The following is a 21,293-nucleotide window of genomic DNA, read 5'->3' on the forward strand; positions in this document are numbered from 1 at the left end:
GTCAGCCCTGTACGCCCATACTGAATGGGGCGATGCAGTAATTCTGGCCCAACAACAGGTTCCGCACAGCAGCGCAGACAGAACCGAGCGCCGTACCTCCCACATCCATAGTCGGGCCCACGATCTCGTTGCTTCCCGTCATGCCGCTTCCGACGACCCGATCTCGTCCAAGGCCACCACCGTGGCAGCCGATCCCGTGCCGATGACGTTCTCGATCGGGTCCAGGGAATCCGCCGCCGCGGTTCCGCCGCTGGTGACCAGTGCACCTGCCAGCGCGGTGGCGACGACGGCAGTCGAGATGATTCGACGCCCGGAATGATGTGTCGTCAAGATCCTGTGTGAAAGGGGCGGGACCTCGGACGAGGCGCCGCCGTGACAACTGCCGCGAGACCGGCATCGGTCGACGCGGTCGTGATTGGGGGTCAACGTACCCTGCGCTCCGCACCCGCGGTTGCGTATTCATTCCATTGCGACACAACATGATTCGTAAAACGCAACGTTCGACATTCCAGCTGAATCGGTTGGCACGCCCGGTCTTCAACGAGGGCTGACCACCCCGAGGAGCAGCGCGACGGCCGCCCCGTCGACCGACGTGGCGGTGTTCGACAGGACGAGGACGGCGCGCTGCCGGTCACGGTCGAGCGCGAGCATGCTCGCGAAGCCGCCCGTCGTGCCGTTGTGCCAGGTGACGGTCCGCTCGCCGACCCGATTCGTGAGCCAGGCGTACCCGATCCGGCCGTCGCCGTCGGCGTCCCATCGGGGTTCGAGTGCAGACATTCCCGGTGCCGCCCCCGCGAGGACCGCTCGGGCGAATCGCGTCATGTCGGCCGGAGTGGAACGCACCCCACCCGCCGGTGCCGCCGCATTCATCGTCCACGGCCCCGCGCGCCGACCGCGTCGGTCGTACCCGATCATGGCGCCGGACCGGATGCCGTCCCGAGTGACGGGCAGATACGTGTCGGTCATGCCGAGGGGCGCCGACAACCGCTCGGTGAGCAAGTCGGCATATCCGATGCCCGCCGCAGCGGCCAGGGCCTGACCCAGCAGCGCGCCACCCAGATTCGAGTAGGCCATGCGGCCGGGCGGGCCGGGCGTGGAGGCCCGTGCCTGAGCGAGCAGCCCACGGAGATCGGCGCGGTAGGGGTCGCGCCGCGCGGCGGCCGCGATGGCCGCGCCGAGCGAGTCCCGCGTCCGTGGCGACAGGCGCGGCAGTCCCGACCGGTGACCGGCCAGGTCCCCGAGCGTCACCGCGGCGACGCCGGTCCCCCGCACCGGAAGCAACTCATCAAGCCGGGTCCCCTCCGCAACCTCGCCTCGATCGATCGCATCCGCGAACAGCATGGCGGTCATGACCTTGGTGATCGACCCGATCTCGAACGAGGCGTCGCGGGACGACCCGAAATGCGCCTCACGATCTCGCCCGTTGTCGATCTCGACGACGCTGACGCAGTCGCGCACGCCGTCCCCGATCAGCGGCCCGACCCGACCGACGAGCTCCGCATCGCCGGTGACCGCCGTGGACAGAGTCGGTGGTCGGTTTCTCCGCAACAAGTCGGCCATCGCAATTTCCCCCTTCCCCGAATTTCTCGAGTGTTCCAGGGACCCGCACGATCGCCCGGCGACTCACGCGGCTAATGCGGACCACAACTGTCCGCAATGGCTGGCAGGGTGTAGCCATGCGGGAAACCTCGGCGAGACTGCTCCGACTGCTGTCGCTGCTGCAGATGCGGCGGGAGTGGTCGGGGGCGGACCTGGCGGACCGGCTGGCCGTGACGCCGCGGACGGTGCGCCGCGACGTGGACAAGCTGCGCGACCTGGGCTATCCGGTCAACGCGAGCGTTGGCGTCGGTGGCGGGTATCAGCTCGGCGCAGGCGCGGAGATGCCGCCGCTGCTGCTGGACGACGAGGAGGCGCTGGCCGTCGCGTTCGGCCTGCAGTCCGGCGCCACCGGATCGGTCGAGGGCCTCGGCGACTCGTCGCTGCGCGCACTGACCAAGCTGCGGCAGGTGATGCCCTCGCGGCTGCGGCACCGCCTCGACGCGCTGCGGATCGACGTGGTGCCGCAGGGCGCGCCCCGGTCCGCGGTCGACGCGAAGGTGCTCTCCGCGATCGCCTCGCTCTGCCACGTCCACGAGCGGCTGCGCTTCGACTACCGCACCCCCGACGGCACCGAGAGCAGGCGGGAGGTCGAACCGCACCGCCTGGTCCGGGCCGGGGCGCGGTGGTACCTGGTCGCCTGGGACCTCACGCGCGAGGACTGGCGATCGTTCCGGGTGGACCGGATGACGCCCAAAACGCCCAGCGGGCCCCGGTTCACGCCGCGCGAGCTGCCGGCAGGCGACGCCGCCGCGTTCGTCTCCCGCGGCATCAGCCGCGCGTTCAGCCAGGTCACGGCGCGGGTGCTGTTGGATGCCCCGATCGAGCAGATCACGCCGATGGTCGACGAGTTCTGGGGCGCGCTCGAGGCGGTCGACGACGGCCGGTGTGTGATCGAGCTCCGCGGCGACTCGGCCAGCGGCATCGCGGGCTGGCTCGCTGCGTTCGGCGTCGATTTCACGGTGCTCAGCCCGCCCGAGGTCCGCGAGGAATGCCTGCGGCAGGCCGAGCGCCACGCGATGCTCAGCGAGCGCTACCGCCGGAGCTGAACACGGGCGCCCGGTCGCCCGTGTTTGCACCCCCTTGATCCGCACGCCGATCGCGTGGTCAAATAACCGCACGATCGTTCGTACGTATAGAGGAGGGTTCATGGACCTGCGCGAGCACTACCTGGAGGCACTCACCCTGACGGGCGGGATCATCGCCGACCTGAGCGAACAACAGCTAGATCTCCCGACCCCCTGCGACGAGTGGGATGTCCGTGCGGTGATCTGCCACCTGAACGCCAACGCCAGGGCGATGTGCTCCCACCTGTCCGGCACCGCCGACAACACCAGCGCGGGCCTCACCGGCGACGCCCCGCCGACTCCGGATCCCCGTGCCGATTTCGCCGCTGCCGCAAGCGAACTCACCTTCGCCCTGACCGACGACGCGGTCCTCGATCGGAGCATTCCGCTCGCGAACTCCGGGGCAGCGTCCGGCTCGATCGCCATCGGCGTCCACTTCGTCGACGTCCTCACCCACGGCTGGGACCTGAGCAGGGCGATCGGTATCGACTACCGTCCCGCGGAACGCCGGGTGGCCACCGCACTGAAATTCGCCGGTGGATACCCCGACTCGCCCGACATGCGCGGGCCGGGCGCATTGTTCGCCCCGGTCCGCGCTCTCGACCCGGACGCCCCCGCCCTCGACCGGCTGGCCGCCCTCCTCGGTCGCGATCCTCAGTGGGCCCCCGCGGCGACTTCCATACTCCGATAACGCTTTCCGCCACAAACGGCGGATGCTGACGCTCCTGCGCGGACTCGCGTCCCACAGGAGCGTCAGCGAGCAGCCGATCCGTGCCGGAGCTCAGCGAGCGTCACCGACGGAACGTCGATCCAGCCGGACCCGCAGCGAGACCAGCAGGCAGCCCCCCACGCAGCGCAGCACGGCCCTGATCCTCGGATCGTCCAGCCGGACCGCTCCCCGCGCCATCAGACCGTCACCGACTCGGCGTCCGGCGCGGACGCCCGAGAACCGCGCAACGTCAGCCCGGCCAGGGCAGCCCCGGCCAACGCGACCGCCGCCGCGACCAGGAAGGCCGCCGAGAACCCGTCCGTGAGGGCGCCGGAATCACCGAGCTCGTTCGCCCCCAGCGCCGCGCCGACCGCAGTCGCGGCGGCCAGACCCAGCGCGGAGCCGAGCTGGTAGCTGGTGTTGACGATGCCCGACGCCAGTCCGCCCTCCTCCGGCCTTGCGCTGGAGATCGCGGTGCCAAGCGAGGGGATGAAGGCCAGCGCCATGCCGAGCGCCGAGACCAACGACGCGGGCAGCACGTCGACCCAGAAGTTGCCGTCCGGGCGAACCAGCGACAACCAGGCCAGGCCCGCCGACAGCAGGACCAGACCCGAGACCACCATCGACTTCGGGCCGAACCTCGCGATCAGCCGAGGGGCGAGCACGATCATGCCGATCATGATCAGCGCCGTCATCGGGATGAGGGCGGCGCCGCTGGGAAACGCCGAGTAGCCGAGCACCTGCTGCAGATACAGGTTCAGGAAGAACCACATCGGGATCCACGCGGCCCCGAGCAGGAACTGCGCGAGATTGGCGGCACCCAGGTTGGGCGTACGGAAGATCGCGAGCCGGATCAGCGGTTCGCGCCTGCGGGACTGGATCACCACGAACCCCGCGATCAGCACCGCGGCGGCGATCAGTGTCCCCCACGTCTGCGCGGCTGCCCAGCCGACCTCGGGGGCACGGACGATGCCGAACACCGCCGCCCCGATGCCGAGCGTGACGGTGAGCGCACCGAGCAGGTCGACGCCACCACTCGCACCGCCGCGACCGCCGGGCAGCAGCGCGGGCGCCGCAACGAGCGCGATGACCGCGATCGGGATGTTGATGTAGAACACCCATGGCCACGAGGCGTACTCAGTGAGCAGTCCGCCCAGGAACACGCCCGCGGTTCCGCCCGCGGGCGCAGCGGCGCCGTAGACGGCCAGCGCCCTGGTCAGTTCCCGCGGGGTGGACCCGAACAGCATCATCAGCAGGGTGAGCGCGGCAGGCGCGATCAGCGCGGCGCCGACGCCCTGTACCGCCCGCCCTACGAGTTCGGTCGGCACGTCACCGGCCAGACCCGCGGCCGCCGATCCCACCAGCAGGATGAGCCATCCGAGGCTGAACATCCGGCGGGCGCCGTACAGGTCGGACAGCCGCCCGCCGAGCAGCAGCATCCCACCGAACATCACGACGTACGCGTTGAACACCCAGGTGAGATTTCCCTGGCTGAAGCCGAGATCCTCGCGCATCTCCGGCAGCGCGACCCCGATGATCGACGTGTCCATGATGACCATGAACTGCGCGAGCGCAATCAACCCCAGCGCCAACCATTTTCGGGTTTGCGTCGGTCCCTGTGTCCGATCCATCTCGACCACTCCTCCTGATACTCCGGATGACTGTCACGGCGAATGCCGCGCCTCGGTTTATACCCCCCATGGGTATGACGCGCAACACCCGACAGGGACTTGCGCGAACTACCCCCCAGGGGTACCTTCATCCATGCAAGAACCCGTACCCCCCATTGGTATGGCCCACACAGAGGAGAACGACATGACCATCGCGAACTACACCGTCACCGGCATGACCTGCGGCCACTGCGCGGGCTCGGTCCGCGCCGAGGTCGGCAAGCTCGGCGGGGTCACCGACATCGCCGTCGACGTCCCCACCGGCCGGCTCACCATCACCAGCTCCGCCCCGCTCGACGAATCGGCAGTACTCGGCGCCGTCGACGAGGCCGGCTACTCGGCCACTCCCGCATAGGGACGGCCATGAACACCCCGATCAAACTCGCCGCCTACGCCGGAGGGCTCGCCGTGATCTTCGCGGCGGCCCTCGGGCTGGGCGCGGCAACAGGAAGCCCGATCGACATGTCGAACACCCACGACACCGCCGCCCACGGCGGACACGGTGATGCGGACACCACCGTCACCACCACCCCCGCGGGCCTTCAGGTCTCCGAGCAGGGTTACACCCTGTCCGAGGTCACCGCGCCCGCCGCAGCCAACGACCCCGGCGCACTGGCCTTCCGGATCCTCGACCCGTCCGGGACCGCGGTCACCGAGTACGACGAGCTGCACGAGAAGCAGCTGCACCTGATCGTCGTCCGCAGCGACACCATCGAGTTCCGCCACGTCCACCCGGTCCTGGCCGCGGACGGCACCTGGTCCATCGACTGGAACTGGCCACGGGGCGGCACCTACCGCGTGTTCGCCGACTTCCAGCCGACCGGCGGCCCGCAGCTGACGCTCGGCCGCAACGTCGACGTCGCGGGCGACTTCGCGCCTGCCCCCCTGCCCCGGGAAGCCCGGGTCGCCGAGGTGGACGGCTACCAGGTCACCCTGTCCGGCGACCTCAGCACGGCAGGCGGAGAGCTGACCCTTGCCGTGGCCCGCGACGGGAAGCCGGTCACCGATCTGCAGCCGTACCTCGGCGCCTTCGGGCACCTGGTCGCGCTGCGCACCGGCGACCTCGCCTACCTGCACGTGCACCCGCAGGGCGAGCCCGGCGACGGCGTCACCCCGCCCGGACCGGACGTCCGTTTCCACGCGCAGGCACCGTCCGACGGCACCTACCGCCTGTTCCTCGACTTCCAGCACGAGAACGTGGTCCGCACAGCGGAATTCACGGTCTCCACCCACGAAGGCCACTGACATGACCACCGAGTACCTCGCTCCCGAGACCACCGGCACCGCCAGCATCGAGCTCGCCATCGGCGGGATGACCTGCGCCTCCTGCGCGGCCAGGATCGAGAAGCGGCTCAACAAGATGGAGGGCGTGAGCGCCACCGTCAACTACGCCACCGAGAAGGCCAAGGTCGTCTTCGACCCCGCGGTCACCTCGGCCGACCTCGTCGCCGAGGTCGAGAAGGCGGGGTACTCGGCCACCGTTCCCCAGCCGTCCTCGGCCGACCGTGACACCGGTGCCGACACCGAGCCCGAGGACGAGCAGTCCAGAGCCCTCGCCGCCCTGCGCACCCGGCTGATCGTCTCGGCGATCCTGTCCGTCCCCGTCATCGCCATGGCGATGATCCCGGCGCTGCAGTTCACCAACTGGCAGTGGCTCTCGCTCACGCTGGCCGCACCGGTCATCGTGTGGGCTGGGCTGCCGTTCCACAAGGCCACCTGGGCCAATCTCAAGCACGGCGCCGCCACCATGGACACCCTGATCACCATCGGCACCGGCTCGGCGTTCCTCTGGTCGCTGTACGCGCTGTTCTTCGGCACCGCGGGTGAACCCGGGATGACGCACCCGTTCTCGCTCACCATCGGGCGCACCGACGGGGCCGCCAACATCTACCTCGAGGTCGCCGCGGGAGTCATCACCTTCGTGCTCGCGGGCCGCTACTTCGAGCAGCGTTCCAAGCGGCGGGCAGGGGCCGCCATGCGCGCACTGTTCGAGCTCGGGGCCAAGGAGGTCTCGGTGCTCCGCGGCGGAGTCGAGACCCGCATTCCTGCAACGGAACTCGCGGTCGGCGACCTGTTCGTGGTGCGGCCGGGAGAGAAGATCGCCACCGACGGTGAGGTCGTCGAGGGCCGATCAGCGGTGGACATGTCGATGCTGACCGGCGAATCCGTCCCGATCGAGGTCGCCGAGGGCGACGGGGTGGTCGGTGCGACCGTCAACGCAGGCGGCAGGCTCGTCGTCCGGGCGACCAGGGTCGGCGCCGACACCCAACTGGCCCAGATGGCGGCCCTGGTGGAGGACGCACAGAACGGGAAGGCCCAGGTGCAGCGTCTCGCCGACACCATCGCCGGGGTCTTCGTGCCGATCGCCATCGCGATCGCCGTTGCCGCACTGGGGTACTGGATCGGAACGGGCAACCCGTTGTCGGTCGCGTTCACCGCCGCGGTCGCGGTGCTGATCATCGCCTGCCCCTGCGCGCTCGGCCTCGCCACCCCGACGGCCCTGCTCGTCGGCACCGGGCGCGGCGCCCAGATGGGCATCCTGATCAAGGGGCCCGAGGTACTCGAGTCCACCCGCAAGGTCGACACCATCGTGCTGGACAAGACCGGCACGGTCACCACCGGCAAGATGACGCTGGAGGACGTGATCGTGGTCGAGGGCACCGATCGCGCCGAGGCGCTGCGCCTGGCCGGTGCCCTGGAGCACGCCTCCGAGCACCCGATCGCCAAGGCGATCGCGAACGCCGCCGCGGCCGATGCAACAGGTCAGCTGCCGTCGGTGGAGGGCTTCGAGAACGTCGAGGGTCGCGGGGTCCAGGGCGTCGTCGACGGGCACGCCGTCGTCGCGGGCCGGACCTCGCTGCTCGAGGACTGGTCGCTGCGCCTGCCGGCGGAACTGAGCGAGGCCAAGGCCGCGGCCGAGAACGCGGGCAAGACCGCGATCGTGGTCGGCTGGGACGGCGCGGCACGGGCCGTGCTGGTCGTCGCCGATGCGGTCAAGGACACCAGCGCCGAGGCGATCGCGCAGTTCAAGCGGCTCGGCCTCGAACCGGTGCTGCTGACCGGCGACAACGCGGCGGCCGCCAGGACCGTGGCCGACCAGGTCGGCATCGACACGGTGCTGGCGGAGGTCATGCCGGCGGACAAGGTCGACGCCGTCAAGGAACTGCAGTCCCGCGGGAAGGTGGTCGCGATGGTGGGCGACGGCGTCAACGATGCCGCCGCACTGGCCCAGGCTGACCTGGGGCTGGCGATGGGCACCGGGACCGACGCGGCCATCGAGGCCAGCGACATCACGCTGGTCCGCGGCGACCTGCGCTCGGCCGCCGACGCGATCCGGTTGTCCCGCAAGACACTCGGCACCATCCGCGGCAACCTGTTCTGGGCGTTCGCCTACAACGCGGCGGCCATCCCGCTGGCCGCGGCGGGCCTGCTCAACCCGATGCTCGCCGGCGCGGCGATGGCGTTCTCGAGCGTGTTCGTGGTGAGCAACAGCCTACGGCTGCGTCGGTTCCGGTAGGCGGCTGCGCCGCCCGTGAGTCCTTCTGGTGTCACTGCACACCAGAAGGACTCACGGGCGTAGCCGGTGCAAAAGCCCGTTGCCCCCGAGGCTCCCGGTTGGGAGTTCTGCCAGGACGCCGGATATTGCGGCGTCGATGTCGGCGGGAAGAGTGGTGACCGATCAGGCAGGCTGGAGGGATTCAACGGGGGTGGCGGTGGCGGCGGCCGCTCCGGCAGCTAGGCCGCCGGTCAGCGCTGCCGAGACGAGAACCGTGACCGCGAGACGACGCATTGTGGGACGAGGCATGTACGAACTCCATTCGTAGGCTTCGAGATTGTGTCCCACTCGGCACGGCTTGAATACGCCGATACCGAACACGGTTCGCGACACCGTACCGACAACAATCAAGCCCGGTGCGGAAATTCGTACATTATTGCCGCACTTGTCGATTCGTTCAACACAACGGACTATCGGCGGAATCTGCCACGCCGCCAGCAGCCCGTCACACGACGGAGTCCAGCGACTCGGATGCGATCATGTGACCAAGGCTGCGACATCAGCGGCCAATGCTCCGCCCGTGCGGAGCAGCGCGGCCCGAGCGCAGGCGCACACCGGGCCGCGACGGTTTCCCTACTGGAACATGCAACCGTAGGGGGCGAAGTTACATTCCTCATAACTTCCGCCAAAATAGGAGAGCAGGACGAGCGGAGCGCCGAGCACCCCGTATTTGTTCTCGTAGAGGGGAAGGTTCTCCACGCCATCCAGGGATCCGGTGGAAGTGGCGGCGACGGATTCGGCCGGCAAGAGGGATCCGGCGGGCGCCGCGGACGCGGCACCGGACCCGGCGGCGAGACCACCGGCCAGCACCGCCGACGCAACCACAGCAGCGGCGAGACGACGCATCGTGGAACGAGGCATGTACGAACTCCATTCAGAGACGGCGATTGAGTCGTGCATCGTCGGCGCCGAAGAGCACCATCACCGAGCACGCTTCGCGGCACCCTACCGACATCAGTCAGGCCCGGTGCAAGAATCCATACATTGTTGCGGCACTTGATTATTCGTTTAACGCGAACGAATCGGGTGATCTACTCGACGTTCGCCAATCGAACGAAGTCCGCAGCGCCGAGAACCTCCCCGCGGGCGGACGGGTCGATCCCCGCCGCGACCAGCAGGCGCTCGGCCTCGGAGGGCGAACCCGCCCACGTGGCGAGCGCGGCACGAAGCGTCGTGCGTCGCTACCCGAAGGCCGCATTGACCATAGCGAACACCCGATGCCGATGCTCCTCGTCAATGGGCCATGGCGGCTCGGCGTAGCGGTCCACCCGCCTTCTTCCCGCGAGGCAGCAACGGACCCAACAACGCCCACCGTGCGTCGGTCAGGTCCGCCCGCCCGCCCCGACACCGCGACGCTGAGCACGAGGTCTCCGGTATTCCGGTTGGTTCACCCTCTACCGGAGACCTCGTTCATTCAGTTGTCACGACACGCCTGCCTGGGCGTGGTTCCCGCCGGTGGAACCACTTTCGAAACACGGCCTACAGCGTCAGCGCCGCGCCATGGTCACGACCGGGGTGAAATTCGACTCAGCCTCACATCTGGCCGCAACCAGGGGTGCCAGGGCAGGGGGTGGCACTCCCACTTCCCAGCACGACCAACGGAAAGGCGATCAAGATACCGAGGGATTGGAGGGGGTTCGCCATGACGTCATCCATTGATCCGGCCGGAACGGCGGCGACGGATTCGGCCGGCAGGAGGGATCCGGCGGGTGCCGCGGACGCAGCACCTGACCCGGCGGCGAGGCCACCGACCAGCACGGCCGAGGCGACAACGGCGGCCGCGAGACGACCCATCGTGGGACGAGGCATGTATGAACTCCATTCGGTGACGAGGATTGGGTCACGCCTCGGCAGCCTCGACAGCACCGGCACCGAGCGCGCTTCGCGCCACCGTACAGACGAGGGGCCTGCCGCGTATCAGAATCCGCATACTGTTGCTGCACTAGGCGATTCGTTAGACGCAACGGAGACCATTGGAGCCTGCTCCGATGTCAGTGCTAGGCAGCCACGAACTTCTCCCGTCCTCGCGAAGCGGCTGTGATGGCAGCCGCTTCACGAGGACAGGAGACCTTCGTTGTTCAACGACCAGCTACAGCGTGTCGTCGCAATCTCTCGACCAACCTGCCTGGGCAGACACCTAGCCCTGGTACGGCCCCATTCCCCCAGGGTCCGTACTTCCACCCATGAGGTAGTACCAGAGCAATCCTTCAACCGAACCCATAACGAAGCCCTTTCGACAGCGAATTACCCGACGATGCACTCACCCACCCGTCAGAGCACCGATCCGGCGCTGCGCGGTAACCTACCGACAAAGCCCCCGACCCACATCAGCATTCGAATATCCCTGCGGCAAATGATGATTCGTTCAACACAAACAAATCACGGAACCACTCGACGGTCGCCAGTCTCACGAGAGCGGCGGCGTCCAAGACCTACCTCGAGCGCATGGTTCGATGCCCGCAACGACCAGGCGGCGACGCATCTCGGAACCAGGGCGGCGGGGAACACCAGCTGACCGAACACGGGCCACACCTATGCCGCCACGGCGCGACCATCGGGCCGGGGATTACCTACAGACGACGGGCCGGGCGCGGAACGAATTCGCATACCGTTGCTGCACTTGGCAATTCGTTAAACGCAACGGGCTCCGAAGAAGCCCGCTTCCGTCGTCAGGGCCGCGTCATCCGATCGGGTCGAGTGGCTCGACCCCCGCCAGGCGCACATAGGCCGCCGCATCGAGAGTCTCGCCGCGGGCGGACGGGTCGATCCCCGCCGCGACCAGTCGGCGTTCGGCCTCGGCGGGCGAACCCGCCCAGGTGGCGAGCGCGGCACGGAGCGTCTTGCGGCGCTGCGCGAAGGCCGCATTGACCACGGCGAACACCCGATGCCGATGCTCCTCGTCGATCGGCCACGGCGGCTCCGCGTAGCGGTCCACCCGCACCAGCCCGGACTCCACCTTCGGCACCGGCCAGAACACCTGGCGGCCGACGGCACCCGCGCGCCGGACCTCGCCGAAGAACCGGGCCTTGACGCTGGGCACCCCGTAGATCTTGTTGCCGGGCACCGCTGCGAGCCGGTCCGCGACCTCCGCCTGCACCATCACCAGGGCGGTGCGCAGGCTCGGGAACTCGGAGAACAGGTGCAGCAGCACGGGCACCGCCACGTTGTACGGCAGGTTCGCGACCAGCGCGGTCGGCGCGGCGGGCAGGTCCGCGGGCATCACCTTCATGGCGTCGGCGCCCACCACGGTGAGCCGGTCCGCGAGCTCCGGAGCCCGCTCAGCCGCCGTCGTCGGGAGCCGGGCGGCAAGCACCGGGTCGATCTCCACCGCGATCACCGAGTCGACCACATCCATCAGCGCGAGGGTCAGCGAGCCCAGTCCGGGGCCGACCTCGAGCACCACGTCATCGCGGCCGACGCCTGCCGTGGTCACGATGCGGCGGACCGTGTTGGCGTCGTGCACGAAGTTCTGGCCGAGCTGCTTGGTGGGGCGCACGCCCAGCTCTTCGGCCAGCGCGCGCACCTCGACGGGGCCGAGCAGGGCGGCCTGGCCGCGCGGGTTCCCCTCGGCGGGGTCCACCTCGGGGCTGGTCACAGGGGGTTCACCTCGGGGTTTGTCACGAGATGAACCTATCGCCTCTGCCGAGCTGCCGCGAAATCCGACACTCAGCGCATACCGAGGCGGGAGGTGCAGGACGGCCACGCGCCCCAGCCCTGAGTCGCCTGCGTCCTGCTCGCGATGGCGATCTGCTCCTCGCGGGTGGCCAGGTCGGCGCGCGGTGCGTACTTCAGCCCGCCCTGCCGCTCCCAGGTGTTCTGGTCGAACTGCACGCCGCCGTAGAAGCCGTTGCCGGTGTTGATGTGCCAGTTGCCAGTCGCCTCACACTGCGCGAGTGCGTCCCAGGTGGCGCCGTTGGTCACGGGCGGCACCTCGGTGCCGGGCTTGGCGCCGACCCGGACCACCTTCGGCTGGGCCGGGGTGGTGACGACGGCATCGAGCTGCTGGCGACCGGTCTCGACACCGTTGACCTTGGTGATCGCAAAGGTGACGTCGTGCACGCCTGGGGCGCCGGGGTTCTCCACGATGGTCCGGCTCATGTTCATCGTCGGGTCCTCGATGCGCTGGTCCGGCGGCGCAAGCGGCAGCGTCTCGGTCACGTTCTCGGTGCGCGTGCGGGTGACCGCGATCTGCATGCCCTCGGCGAGCTTGGTCTCGGGCGCGGGCACGACGGTGTCCGCCTGCTCGAGCGGGATGCCCTTGGCGGCCAGCAGCTCACCCACGGTCGGCGCGGCCAGGCGCAGCTCGGCCGGAGCCGCGGCCCCGTCGATCAGGCTGACCAGCTTGGGGCTCACCACGTCGAGCGCGGCGCCGTCGAGCGGCAGACGCTGCGAGCGGGAGGCGGAGACGTGTACGTCGCCTGCCAGTCGCTGCTGCTGCAGGGCCTCGTCCACCGTGAGCGCGGTGGTCCAGATGGTGCGCGGCTCGCCGTCGACGGTGAGCGCGAGCTCACGGGCGCGACGCAGGACCACCGTCGACCCGTCGGCGACGGCGGAGTCGGCGGCGGGCGCCACCACGTCCTTGTCGCCGACCGAGTAGCCGGCGTCGGCGAGGACGTCGACCACCTCGGTGCTCATCGTGCTCAACGCGATCGTCTCCCCATCGACGTCAACGGTGACCGTCTTGTGGCGGAACACCGCGAGCAGTCCACCCGCGATCAGGGTGAGGAGCAGGGCTCCGACGACCACGCGCAGCAGCGGGGAGTTGGCGTTGTTGATCCGAGTTAAAGGTGACACGAGGAGTCCTGAGGGCCGACGGTCGTCGGGGGTACTCCCGACGCGGTTCGATCACAGTACGGTAACGAGCACGAGGACTCCTGGCAACCGCGAGGCTCTGACCAGCGTAAACAAAGGTCTCAAATCGGTACACAGGGCGAGCCGTTTGCTCCTGCAATCGTGACCAGGAATGCTCACGCGGATGCGTACACAATCGCGCCGAAGACTCGACCGACTACCCGTCGTGATCGGCATCCTCGCCCTGCTCGCCCTCGTCCTCGGAGCCGGAACCGCCACCGCGCAATCCGACCCCGACAAGACCTACGTCATCGCCACCGACGTGACGTTCGCCCCGTTCGAGTTCCAGAACGAGCAGGGCGACTTCGTCGGCATCGACATGGACCTGCTCAAGGCCATCTCCGAGGACCAGGGATTCCGCTACCAGGTCAAGCCGCTCGGCTTCAACGCCGCCGTGCAGGCGCTGCAGTCGCGCCAGGTCGACGGCGTCATCGCCGGCATGTCGATCACCGACGAGCGCAAGCTGGTCTTCGACTTCTCCGATCCGTATTTCGACTCCGGCGTCCAGATGGCGGTCGCGAAGTCGAACGACGACATCGAGTCCTACGAGGACCTCAGGGGCAAGCGGGTCGCGATCAAGACCGGCACCGAGGGCGCGATGTTCGCCGAGTCCATCAAGGACAAGTTCGGCTTCACCACCGTCACCTTCGACGACTCCGCCAGCATGTACGACGACGTCAAGACCGGTAACTCGGTCGCGGTGTTCGACGACTACCCGGTGCTGCTGTACGGCATCGCGCAGGGCAACGGCCTCAAGGCGGTCGGCGAGAAGGAGGCGGGCAACTCCTACGGGTTCGCGGTCTCCAAGGGCCAGAACGCCGAACTGATCGAGAAGTTCAACGCCGGGCTCGCGAACCTGCGCGCCAGCGGGCAGTACGACAAGATCCTCGACACCTATCTCGGAGAGGGGGCGCAGGAGGCCCAGGGCGGGAACAACTTCTTCTCGCTCCTCAAGGACACCTACCCGCAGCTGCTCAAGGGTCTGTGGATGACCATCGTGCTGACCGTGGTGTCGCTGGCGATCGCGCTGGTGCTCGGTCTGGTCTTCGGGTTCCTGCGGGTCTCGCACAGCAAGTTCCTGCGCGCGATCGGCGTCACCTATGTCGACATCTTCCGCGGCACCCCGCTGCTGGTGCAGGCGTTCTTCATCTACTTCGGCATCCCGGCCGCGCTCGGCTTCCAGATGCCTGCGTTCACCGCCGGCGTCATCACCCTGAGCCTGAACGCGGGCGCCTACATCACCGAGATCATCCGCGGTGGCATCCAGTCCGTCGACAAGGGCCAGATGGAGGCGTCGCGCAGCCTCGGCATGAACTACATGGCCTCGATGCGCAAGGTCGTGCTGCCGCAGGCGGTGCGCACGATGATGCCGTCGTTCGTGAACCAGGCGGTCATCACCCTCAAGGACACCTCGATCCTGTCGGTGATCGGTATCGCCGAGCTCACCCAGACCGGCAAGATCATCATCGCGAGGAACTTCGAGTCCTTCAACATGTGGCTGATCGTCGGCATCTTCTACTTCGTCATCATCATGGCGTTGACCAAACTGTCCGACCGGCTCGAAAAGAGGATCAACGCATGACGGAGTCGTCAGCGACGCCGGTTGCGTCGCCCACCACCAAGATTCAGGTCTCCGGCCTCAAGAAGGCGTACGGGGACAACGAGGTGCTCAAGGGCATCGACGTGGACATCGCCAACGGCGAGGTGGTCTGCGTGATCGGGCCCTCCGGGTCCGGCAAGAGCACCTTCCTGCGCTGCCTGAACAAGCTCGAGGACATCACCGACGGCACGGTGATCGTCGACGGCTACGACCTGACCGACAAGAAGGTCGACATCGACAAGGTGCGCCAGCACATCGGCATGGTGTTCCAGCACTTCAACCTCTTCCCGCACATGACCGCGCTGGAGAACGTGATGCTGGCGCCGGTGCAGACCAAGCGAGCCACCAAGGAGGAGGCCAGGGCCACCGGGCTCAGACTGCTCGAGCAGGTGGGTCTCGGCGAGAAGGCGAACGCCAAGCCCGCCAACCTCTCTGGTGGACAGAAGCAGCGCGTGGCGATCGCCCGGGCGCTGGCCATGAACCCGGACATCATGCTGTTCGACGAGGCCACCAGCGCACTCGACCCAGAGATGGTCGGCGAGGTGCTGCAGGTGCTGCGCGACCTCGCCGACCAGGGCATGACGATGGTCGTGGTGACCCACGAGATGGGCTTCGCCCGCGAGGTGTCCGACCGGGTGATCTTCATGGCCGACGGGTTCGTGGTCGAGGAGGGCACCCCCGCGGAGCTGTTCGGGAACCCGCAGAACCCGCGCACGCAGGACTTCCTCAAGAAGGTGCTGTAAGCCGGACCCCGCCGCTCGCCGAGTGTGCAGTTGTAGTCGGTCGCTCCCGGGCGATGCCCCTACAACTGCACACTCGGCGGCTGCGTCAGCCCGGGACCGCCAGCTCCATCACGACACCGGTCTGTTTGCGGCAGTCCATCCCGGACACGAATGTCCCACTGCCACCGAACCAACTGGGACTTTTCCCTACCGAGGTCCGCAACTCGGTCCCCGGCAGCGGGCGCCACACGCCCGCCTCGTCCTCGCGGTACAGCTCGTCGAGCAGGTACACGCCAAGCACCGTGCCGGTGGTGCCGTCGAATCCATCAGGGACGTCCGCGCCGTGCACCGTCCCCTGCAACCGTCCGCGCAGCCCGGAGGGATGGTCGGACAGGTCGTCGGGCGCGTCCCGCCAGTAGGCACTGACGCCGCCAGCGCTGAGCTTGCTGCCGATGCGGTCCCAGCGCACCGGTCGGTGGAAGATCTCCGGCTCGGTGTCGTCCGCGGTGAATGAGAGCACCCACGTCGCCTCGCGGCCCACCTCGGGCGGCGAGGCGCAGCACTCGATCTCCCACGCCGCGACGTACACGGCGACGACGTCGACGCCGCGGTCGACGGGAGTCGAATTCGTGAACCCGTGCATTCGTCGTCACCTGTGCGGCCCAATCTACTCGTCGAGCGTGCAGTTTCCGTCGGTCGCTCTCGGGCGATGCGACCGCAACTGCACACTCGGCGTCAGATGCGGTAGACCCGGCGGGCGGTGGCGGTCGAGGCCTGGGCGAGCTCGAGCGGATCCTGCCCACGCGTGTGCGCCAGCGCTCGGACCGTGTACGGCAAGCAGTACGGCTCGTTCGGTGCGCCGCGGAACGGGTGCGGGGTGAGGAACGGCGCGTCGGTCTCGACGATCAGCTGGTCGTCGGGCACCAGCTTCGCGGCCTCGTGCAGCTCGCGCGCGTTCCTGAAGCTGACCGTGCCGGAGAAGCTGAGCACGTAGCCCTCCTCCACACATGCCATCGCCATGTTCGCGTCGGAGGAGAAGCAGTGGAAGATGACTGTCTCCGGCGCGCCCTCGTCGAGCAACACCGCCAGCAGGTCGTGGTCCGCCTCCCGGTTGTGGATCATCAGCGGCTTGCGCAGCCGCTTGGCCAGGTCGATGTGCCAGCGGAACCCCTCGACCTGCTCCTCGACGGTGGCGCAGCCCTCGAGCTTGCCCGGCCAGTAGTAGTCGAGCCCGGTCTCCCCCACCGCGACCGTCCGCGGATCGCCCGCGAGGCGCTCGATCTCGGCCTTTGTCGCGTCGTCGAGCACGTTCGCCCTGGTCGGATGGATCGCGGTCGCCGCGTACACCCGCGGATCCCAGTTCGCGGCGTCCACCGCGAACCGTGCGGCGGCCAGATCGTCGGCCACCGTGACCACGCGACCGACGCCGACCCGCTCCGCGCGGTCGACGATCTCGGCCACCGACGCGGCGTCCGTGGCGCCGCACGCGTCGAGGTGGGTGTGGGAGTCGATCAGGGGCGCGAGCGGCTCTGGCAGGTCCGGGGCCGGACGGTCTCTTGGCACGCAGATAGAGTAGGCGCACCATGACTGTGTCACCCGCACCCAGCCGCCCCGAAGCCACCCGGCCGCCGTTCTACATGACCACGGCGATCGCGTACCCGAACGGCGTCCCGCACGTCGGCCACGCGTACGAGTACATCTCCTCGGACGCCCTCGCGCGCTTCAAGCGCCTCGACGGTTTCGACGTGTTCTTCATGACCGGCACGGACGAGCACGGCCTGAAGATGCAGCAGACCGCGGCCAAGGAGGGCATCCCCGTCCGCGAGCTCGCGGCCAGGAACTCCGACGAGTTCCAGGCGCTGGACAAGGCCCTCGGCGTCTCGTACGACCGGTTCATCCGGACCACCGACGAGGACCACGAGGCCGTCTGCAAGGTGCTCTGGGAGCGCATGGCCGAGGCGGGCGACATCTACCTCGACACCTACGCGGGCTGGTACTCGGTGCGCGACGAGGCCTACCACACCGAGGCCGAGACCGAACTGCTCGAGGACGGGACCCGGGTCTCGATGCTGACCGGCACCCCCGTGGTCTGGACCGAGGAGTCCACCTACTTCTTCCGGCTCTCCGCCTACCAGGACAAGCTCCTCGCGCTGTACGAGTCGCACCCCGAGTTCATCGCACCCGACACCAGGCGCAACGAGATCGTCAGCTTCGTCAAGGGCGGCCTCAAGGACCTGTCCATCTCGCGCACCACCTTCGACTGGGGCGTGCCGGTGCCCGGTCACCCCGAGCACGTCATGTACGTGTGGGTCGACGCCCTCGCCAACTACCTCACCGGCGCCGGCTACCCGGACACCGACGGCGAGTCCTTCCGCAAGTTCTGGCCTGCGGACCTGCACATCATCGGCAAGGACATCACCCGCTTCCACGCGGTGTACTGGCCGGCGTTCCTGATGTCCGCCGGCCTGGAGCTGCCGAAGCGCATCTTCGTGCACGGCTTCCTGTACAACAAGGGCGAGAAGATGTCGAAGTCGGTCGGCAACGTCGTCGACCCGCTCGAGATGGTCGAGCAGTACGGCCTCGACGCGCTCCGCTTCTTCCTGCTCCGCGAGATCTCCTACGGCCAGGACGGCAACTACAGCCACGAGTCCATCGTCACGCGGATGAACGCGGACCTGGCGAACGAGCTGGGCAACCTCGCGCAGCGGTCGCTGACGATGGTCGCCAAGAACTGCGACGCCCAGGTCCCCACCCCAGGCGATCTCACCGACGACGACAACGCGCTGCTGGCCAAGGCCGACGCGCTGCTCGAGGTCGTGCGCGCGGACTTCGACCGTCAGGCCCTGCACCTGGCTCTCGAGTCGATCTGGGCGGTGCTGGCGGATACGAACCGGTACTTCTCCCAGCAGGAGCCGTGGGTGCTCCGCAAGACCGACCCGGCCCGGATGGCGACGGTGCTCTACGTGACCCTCGAGGTCGTGCGCATCGTCGGGATCCTGGTCCAGCCGGTGATGCCGGACTCCGGGGCGAAGATCCTGGACCTGCTCGGGCAGGCCGAGGACGCCCGCGACTTCGCGAGCCTCGGCGTGCGGATCGCGGCTGGGAACCCGCTGCCTGCGCCGTCGCCGGTGTTCCCCCGGTACGTGGAGCCCGAAACCGCCTGACATGAGGGACGAGGGCGTGCCCGACGACGGCCGACCGTCGGCCGAGGCCGCGGCGCTCCTCGACGTGCTCGTCGGCGCCTACGAACGCGGCTGGCAACCCGCGGACCTGCTGCACCTGACCCGCAGGGGCGCCGAGTCGCCACCCGCCCTCGCCGCGGCCGTGCTGCTGTACGAGGCACGGCTGAGCGGGGCGGCCGAGCGGGCCCCCGCGGAGTGGTCCGATCAGCTGACCGCCGTGGCCGAGCTGTACCCGGAGCAGGCCAGCCTGGCGGACCGGACACCGGTCACCGGTCCGCGGGGCGGGCACCTCGCCGGCGCGCTGACCGCAGGCCGGTCGGGCTTCCTCGGCTTTCAACTGTCGGAGCTGGCGGCGGAGTGGAACCGGCTGCCGGACTGGATGATTCTGCTCACCCCGCCGTCGCAGTGGCCGGCTGAGAGCGCCGCCCCGTCAGGGCAGCGGCCGCACACGGAAGCCGACGCCGAGGTCCCCGGACCCTCGACCGCCCCGGATCCCAAGGTGCTGGGCCGGATCCGCGGGCTGCTCGCCAAGGCGGAGCGCACCGAGTTCGCGGAGGAGGCCGAGGCCTTCACCGCGAAGGCGCAGGAGCTGATGACGCGGTACGCGATCACGGCCGCGCTGCTGCGGTCACGCGCCCACACCGGCGGAACCCTGGTGCACAGCCGCCGGTTTCACCTCGAGAATCCGTACCTGAAGGAGAAGGCACACCTGCTGACCGCGATCGGTGACGCGAACCGGGTTCGCACCGTCCTGTTCGGCGACCTCGACATCGTCGCCGCGGTCGGGACCCCGGTCGACCTACAGCAGGTCGACCTGCTGTACACCTCGCTGCTGGTCCAGTCGGCCAGGGCCATGCAGTCGGCCGCCGCCGAGGGCCGCAGCGGTGCGCGCACCACGGGGTTCAGGAAGGCCTTCCTCGCCGGGTTCGCCAGCCGGATCGGGCAGCGACTGCACGACGCCGACGCCAAGGCCACCGAGGCGGCGGCCGACGAGGAGTCGATCCCGTTGAGCGATCTGCTGCCGGTCCTCGCCACCACATCCGCTGCGGTCGACGCAGAGTTCACCCGACTGTTCCCCAGCACGAAGAAGGCAAGGGCCCGGTCGGTGGACGCCAGGGGATGGCACGCAGGGCGGGCCGCGGCGGACAGCGCATCGCTGACCAAGGGCGGGCGCGCAATCAGACGCAAGTAGGCCCCGTTCCGCCCCTGAACTGCGACGGGACCACGTGTCGGACCCTCGGTGCACACTGTCGCCATGAGCGATAATCGAACACGCATTCGACAGATGTCCGCAGTCGACGCGCTCGCCCTGGCGTACGAGCACGGCTGGCAGCCCGCAGATGTCATCCACGTCACCAGACGCGCGCTCGACGCCACCGCCACCCTCACCGCGGCGGCGCTGATCCTGGAGGAGTCGCGACGAAGCCACGCCTGGTCGAGGGCTCCGCGGCAGTGGCTCGACCAGCTGCAGGCAATCGCGGACGCACACCCGGAGGCGGTCGCGACCGCGACAGTCGACCAGGCGCACGCCCGATCACTCGGGTTCCTGTGGCAGTACCTGAGCCCCTGGACGGCACTGTGCCCGCCGCCCTCGGCCTGGCCTCGGCAGCGCAGCGAATCGGAGACGCAGCCATCTCGCCCGGCAGATCTGAAGGTGTCGAACAAGATTCGCGGTCTGCTGGCGAAGGCCGAGAGCACGGAGTTCACCGAGGAGGCCGAGACGCTCACGGCCAAGGCCCAGGAGCTGATGACCCGGTACGCGATCAGCTCCGCACTTCTCGACGCCGGCGAGCCGGGCCTCGGCGTCACCGTGCACAGCAGGCGGGTCCACCTCGACAACCCGTATGTCAAGCAGAAGGCCCTGCTGCTCACCTCGATCGGCCATGCCAATCATGTTCGGACCCTGTACAACTCACGAATGGCCACAGCCACGGTGGTCGGGGCTCCCGTCGACCTCGAGCAGGTCGAGATGCTGTTCACCTCGCTGCTCATCCAGGCGACAAGGGCGATGAGCAAGGCGGGCGAGGACGGTTCGCGATCCACCTCGTTCCGCAAGGCCTTCCTGTTCGGGTTCGCCATCCGGATCGGCCAACGACTGACCGAGGCGGACAAGGCCGCGACCGCACGGGTGGTGGTCGACGCCGAAGTCCGGTTCGGGGACCTGCTCCCCCTCCTCGCCGGGCGCGCGGCGGCGGTGAAGGCCGAGGTGGACCGCCTGTTCGGCCCCACGAAGAGTTGGCAGCATTCCGCGGTCGACCCGAGTGGCGCGCGGGCGGGACGGGAGGCCGCCGATGCGGCAACGCTTTCGGCCGGAGGGCGTGCGATCGCGGGGTGAAGGCG

20 protein-coding genes and 1 pseudogene are annotated in these 21,293 nt (G+C 68.7%); 10 read left to right on the top strand and 11 right to left on the bottom strand.

Going from position 1 to position 21,293, the window contains the following annotated elements; translation table 11 throughout:
* Nucleotides 1-138 precede the first annotated feature (138 nt).
* Together BR31_RS0111600 and BR31_RS28310 are read right to left on the bottom strand one after the other, a co-directional pair.
* Entirely contained in the window at nt 139-330 is a 192-nt protein-coding gene (locus BR31_RS0111600; protein ID WP_027501110.1) for a hypothetical protein, read from the bottom strand.
* 207 nt (nt 331-537) lie between these two features.
* The gene (locus BR31_RS28310) at nt 538-1,560 is read right to left on the bottom strand and encodes a serine hydrolase domain-containing protein (RefSeq protein ID WP_051637314.1); all 1,023 of its coding nucleotides are present in this window, start codon (nt 1,558-1,560) and stop codon (nt 538-540) included.
* 116 nt (nt 1,561-1,676) lie between these two features.
* Between BR31_RS28310 and BR31_RS0111610 the strand changes: the two genes are divergently transcribed.
* Nucleotides 1,677-2,645, top strand: coding sequence for a helix-turn-helix transcriptional regulator (locus tag BR31_RS0111610; RefSeq protein ID WP_027501111.1), 969 nt, complete (start codon nt 1,677-1,679; stop codon nt 2,643-2,645).
* A gap of 100 nt (nt 2,646-2,745) precedes the next feature.
* Nucleotides 2,746-3,354, top strand: a complete 609-nt coding sequence (locus tag BR31_RS28315; protein WP_051637315.1) for a TIGR03086 family metal-binding protein — start codon at nt 2,746-2,748, stop codon at nt 3,352-3,354.
* A 90-nt stretch (nt 3,355-3,444) separates the two neighbouring features.
* Here BR31_RS28315 and BR31_RS32435 read toward each other — a convergent pair whose 3' ends face one another.
* Both BR31_RS32435 and BR31_RS0111620 read right to left on the bottom strand, forming a co-directional pair.
* Complete coding sequence (locus tag BR31_RS32435) at nt 3,445-3,570, bottom strand: hypothetical protein (protein WP_269321345.1); 126 nt, start codon at nt 3,568-3,570, stop codon at nt 3,445-3,447.
* The gene (locus tag BR31_RS0111620; RefSeq protein WP_027501112.1) at nt 3,570-5,003 is read right to left on the bottom strand and encodes an MFS transporter; all 1,434 of its coding nucleotides are present in this window, start codon (nt 5,001-5,003) and stop codon (nt 3,570-3,572) included. Before BR31_RS0111620 ends, BR31_RS32435 begins: the two co-directional genes overlap by 1 nt.
* Nucleotides 5,004-5,187: 184 nt before the next feature.
* Here BR31_RS0111620 and BR31_RS0111625 point away from each other — a divergent pair, with 184 nt between their 5' ends.
* The 3 genes from BR31_RS0111625 to BR31_RS0111635 are packed head-to-tail and all read left to right on the top strand — an operon-like array spanning nt 5,188 to nt 8,559.
* On the top strand, nt 5,188-5,397 hold the full coding sequence (locus BR31_RS0111625; protein ID WP_027501113.1) for a heavy-metal-associated domain-containing protein: 210 nt from the start codon (nt 5,188-5,190) through the stop codon (nt 5,395-5,397).
* A gap of 8 nt (nt 5,398-5,405) precedes the next feature.
* Nucleotides 5,406-6,287, top strand: a complete 882-nt coding sequence (locus BR31_RS0111630) for a hypothetical protein (protein ID WP_027501114.1) — start codon at nt 5,406-5,408, stop codon at nt 6,285-6,287.
* 1 nt (nt 6,288) lies between these two features.
* Nucleotides 6,289-8,559 (top strand): heavy metal translocating P-type ATPase, encoded by a 2,271-nt coding sequence (locus tag BR31_RS0111635; RefSeq protein ID WP_027501115.1) that lies wholly within the window; start codon nt 6,289-6,291, stop codon nt 8,557-8,559.
* A 162-nt stretch (nt 8,560-8,721) separates the two neighbouring features.
* Here the strand turns inward: BR31_RS0111635 and BR31_RS32440 are convergent, their stop codons facing one another.
* The 5 genes and pseudogenes from BR31_RS32440 to BR31_RS0111650 all read right to left on the bottom strand — a co-directional run bounded on the left by BR31_RS32440 (nt 8,722) and on the right by BR31_RS0111650 (nt 13,392).
* Nucleotides 8,722-8,847, bottom strand: coding sequence for a hypothetical protein (locus tag BR31_RS32440; RefSeq protein WP_269321346.1), 126 nt, complete (start codon nt 8,845-8,847; stop codon nt 8,722-8,724).
* A 324-nt stretch (nt 8,848-9,171) separates the two neighbouring features.
* Nucleotides 9,172-9,459: a hypothetical protein gene (locus BR31_RS30585; protein ID WP_156042445.1), complete on the bottom strand. Its 288-nt coding sequence runs from the start codon at nt 9,457-9,459 to the stop codon at nt 9,172-9,174.
* A 170-nt stretch (nt 9,460-9,629) separates the two neighbouring features.
* A pseudogene (locus BR31_RS32190) lies at nt 9,630-9,881 on the bottom strand (16S rRNA (adenine(1518)-N(6)/adenine(1519)-N(6))-dimethyltransferase RsmA); the annotation flags it as partial.
* 1,397 nt (nt 9,882-11,278) lie between these two features.
* Nucleotides 11,279-12,193 (bottom strand): 16S rRNA (adenine(1518)-N(6)/adenine(1519)-N(6))-dimethyltransferase RsmA, encoded by a 915-nt coding sequence (gene rsmA, locus BR31_RS0111645; RefSeq protein ID WP_051637316.1) that lies wholly within the window; start codon nt 12,191-12,193, stop codon nt 11,279-11,281.
* A gap of 71 nt (nt 12,194-12,264) precedes the next feature.
* Nucleotides 12,265-13,392, bottom strand: coding sequence for a resuscitation-promoting factor (locus BR31_RS0111650; RefSeq protein ID WP_027501118.1), 1,128 nt, complete (start codon nt 13,390-13,392; stop codon nt 12,265-12,267).
* A 181-nt stretch (nt 13,393-13,573) separates the two neighbouring features.
* Between BR31_RS0111650 and BR31_RS0111655 the strand changes: the two genes are divergently transcribed.
* Both BR31_RS0111655 and BR31_RS0111660 read left to right on the top strand, forming a co-directional pair.
* Nucleotides 13,574-15,031, top strand: a complete 1,458-nt coding sequence (locus BR31_RS0111655; RefSeq protein ID WP_156042446.1) for an amino acid ABC transporter substrate-binding protein/permease — start codon at nt 13,574-13,576, stop codon at nt 15,029-15,031.
* Nucleotides 15,028-15,792 carry an amino acid ABC transporter ATP-binding protein gene (locus BR31_RS0111660; RefSeq protein WP_027501120.1) on the top strand — a complete coding sequence of 255 codons (765 nt, stop codon included), beginning with the start codon at nt 15,028-15,030 and terminating at the stop codon, nt 15,790-15,792. Before BR31_RS0111655 ends, BR31_RS0111660 begins: the two co-directional genes overlap by 4 nt.
* 85 nt (nt 15,793-15,877) lie before the next feature.
* Here the strand turns inward: BR31_RS0111660 and BR31_RS28325 are convergent, their stop codons facing one another.
* Together BR31_RS28325 and BR31_RS0111670 are read right to left on the bottom strand one after the other, a co-directional pair.
* On the bottom strand, nt 15,878-16,414 hold the full coding sequence (locus BR31_RS28325; protein ID WP_051637318.1) for a DUF6578 domain-containing protein: 537 nt from the start codon (nt 16,412-16,414) through the stop codon (nt 15,878-15,880).
* Nucleotides 16,415-16,506: 92 nt separating this feature from the next.
* A complete protein-coding gene (locus BR31_RS0111670; RefSeq protein ID WP_027501121.1) occupies nt 16,507-17,334 on the bottom strand; it encodes a TatD family hydrolase in 828 nt (275 codons plus the stop codon).
* A gap of 20 nt (nt 17,335-17,354) precedes the next feature.
* On the opposite strand from BR31_RS0111670, the gene metG reads away from it, so the two are divergent.
* The 3 genes from metG to BR31_RS0111685 all read left to right on the top strand — a co-directional run bounded on the left by metG (nt 17,355) and on the right by BR31_RS0111685 (nt 21,288).
* On the top strand, nt 17,355-18,935 hold the full coding sequence (gene metG / locus BR31_RS0111675) for a methionine--tRNA ligase (protein WP_037176338.1): 1,581 nt from the start codon (nt 17,355-17,357) through the stop codon (nt 18,933-18,935).
* Between the two features lies 1 nt (nt 18,936).
* Nucleotides 18,937-20,145, top strand: a complete 1,209-nt coding sequence (locus BR31_RS0111680; protein WP_051637319.1) for a DUF2786 domain-containing protein — start codon at nt 18,937-18,939, stop codon at nt 20,143-20,145.
* Nucleotides 20,146-20,238: 93 nt separating this feature from the next.
* A complete protein-coding gene (locus tag BR31_RS0111685; RefSeq protein WP_231496453.1) occupies nt 20,239-21,288 on the top strand; it encodes a DUF2786 domain-containing protein in 1,050 nt (349 codons plus the stop codon).
* Nucleotides 21,289-21,293 lie beyond the last annotated feature (5 nt).

This window comes from Rhodococcus sp. UNC363MFTsu5.1 (genome assembly GCF_000686785.1).
GTDB classification, from domain to species: Bacteria; Actinomycetota; Actinomycetes; order Mycobacteriales; family Mycobacteriaceae; genus Rhodococcus_G; species Rhodococcus_G maanshanensis.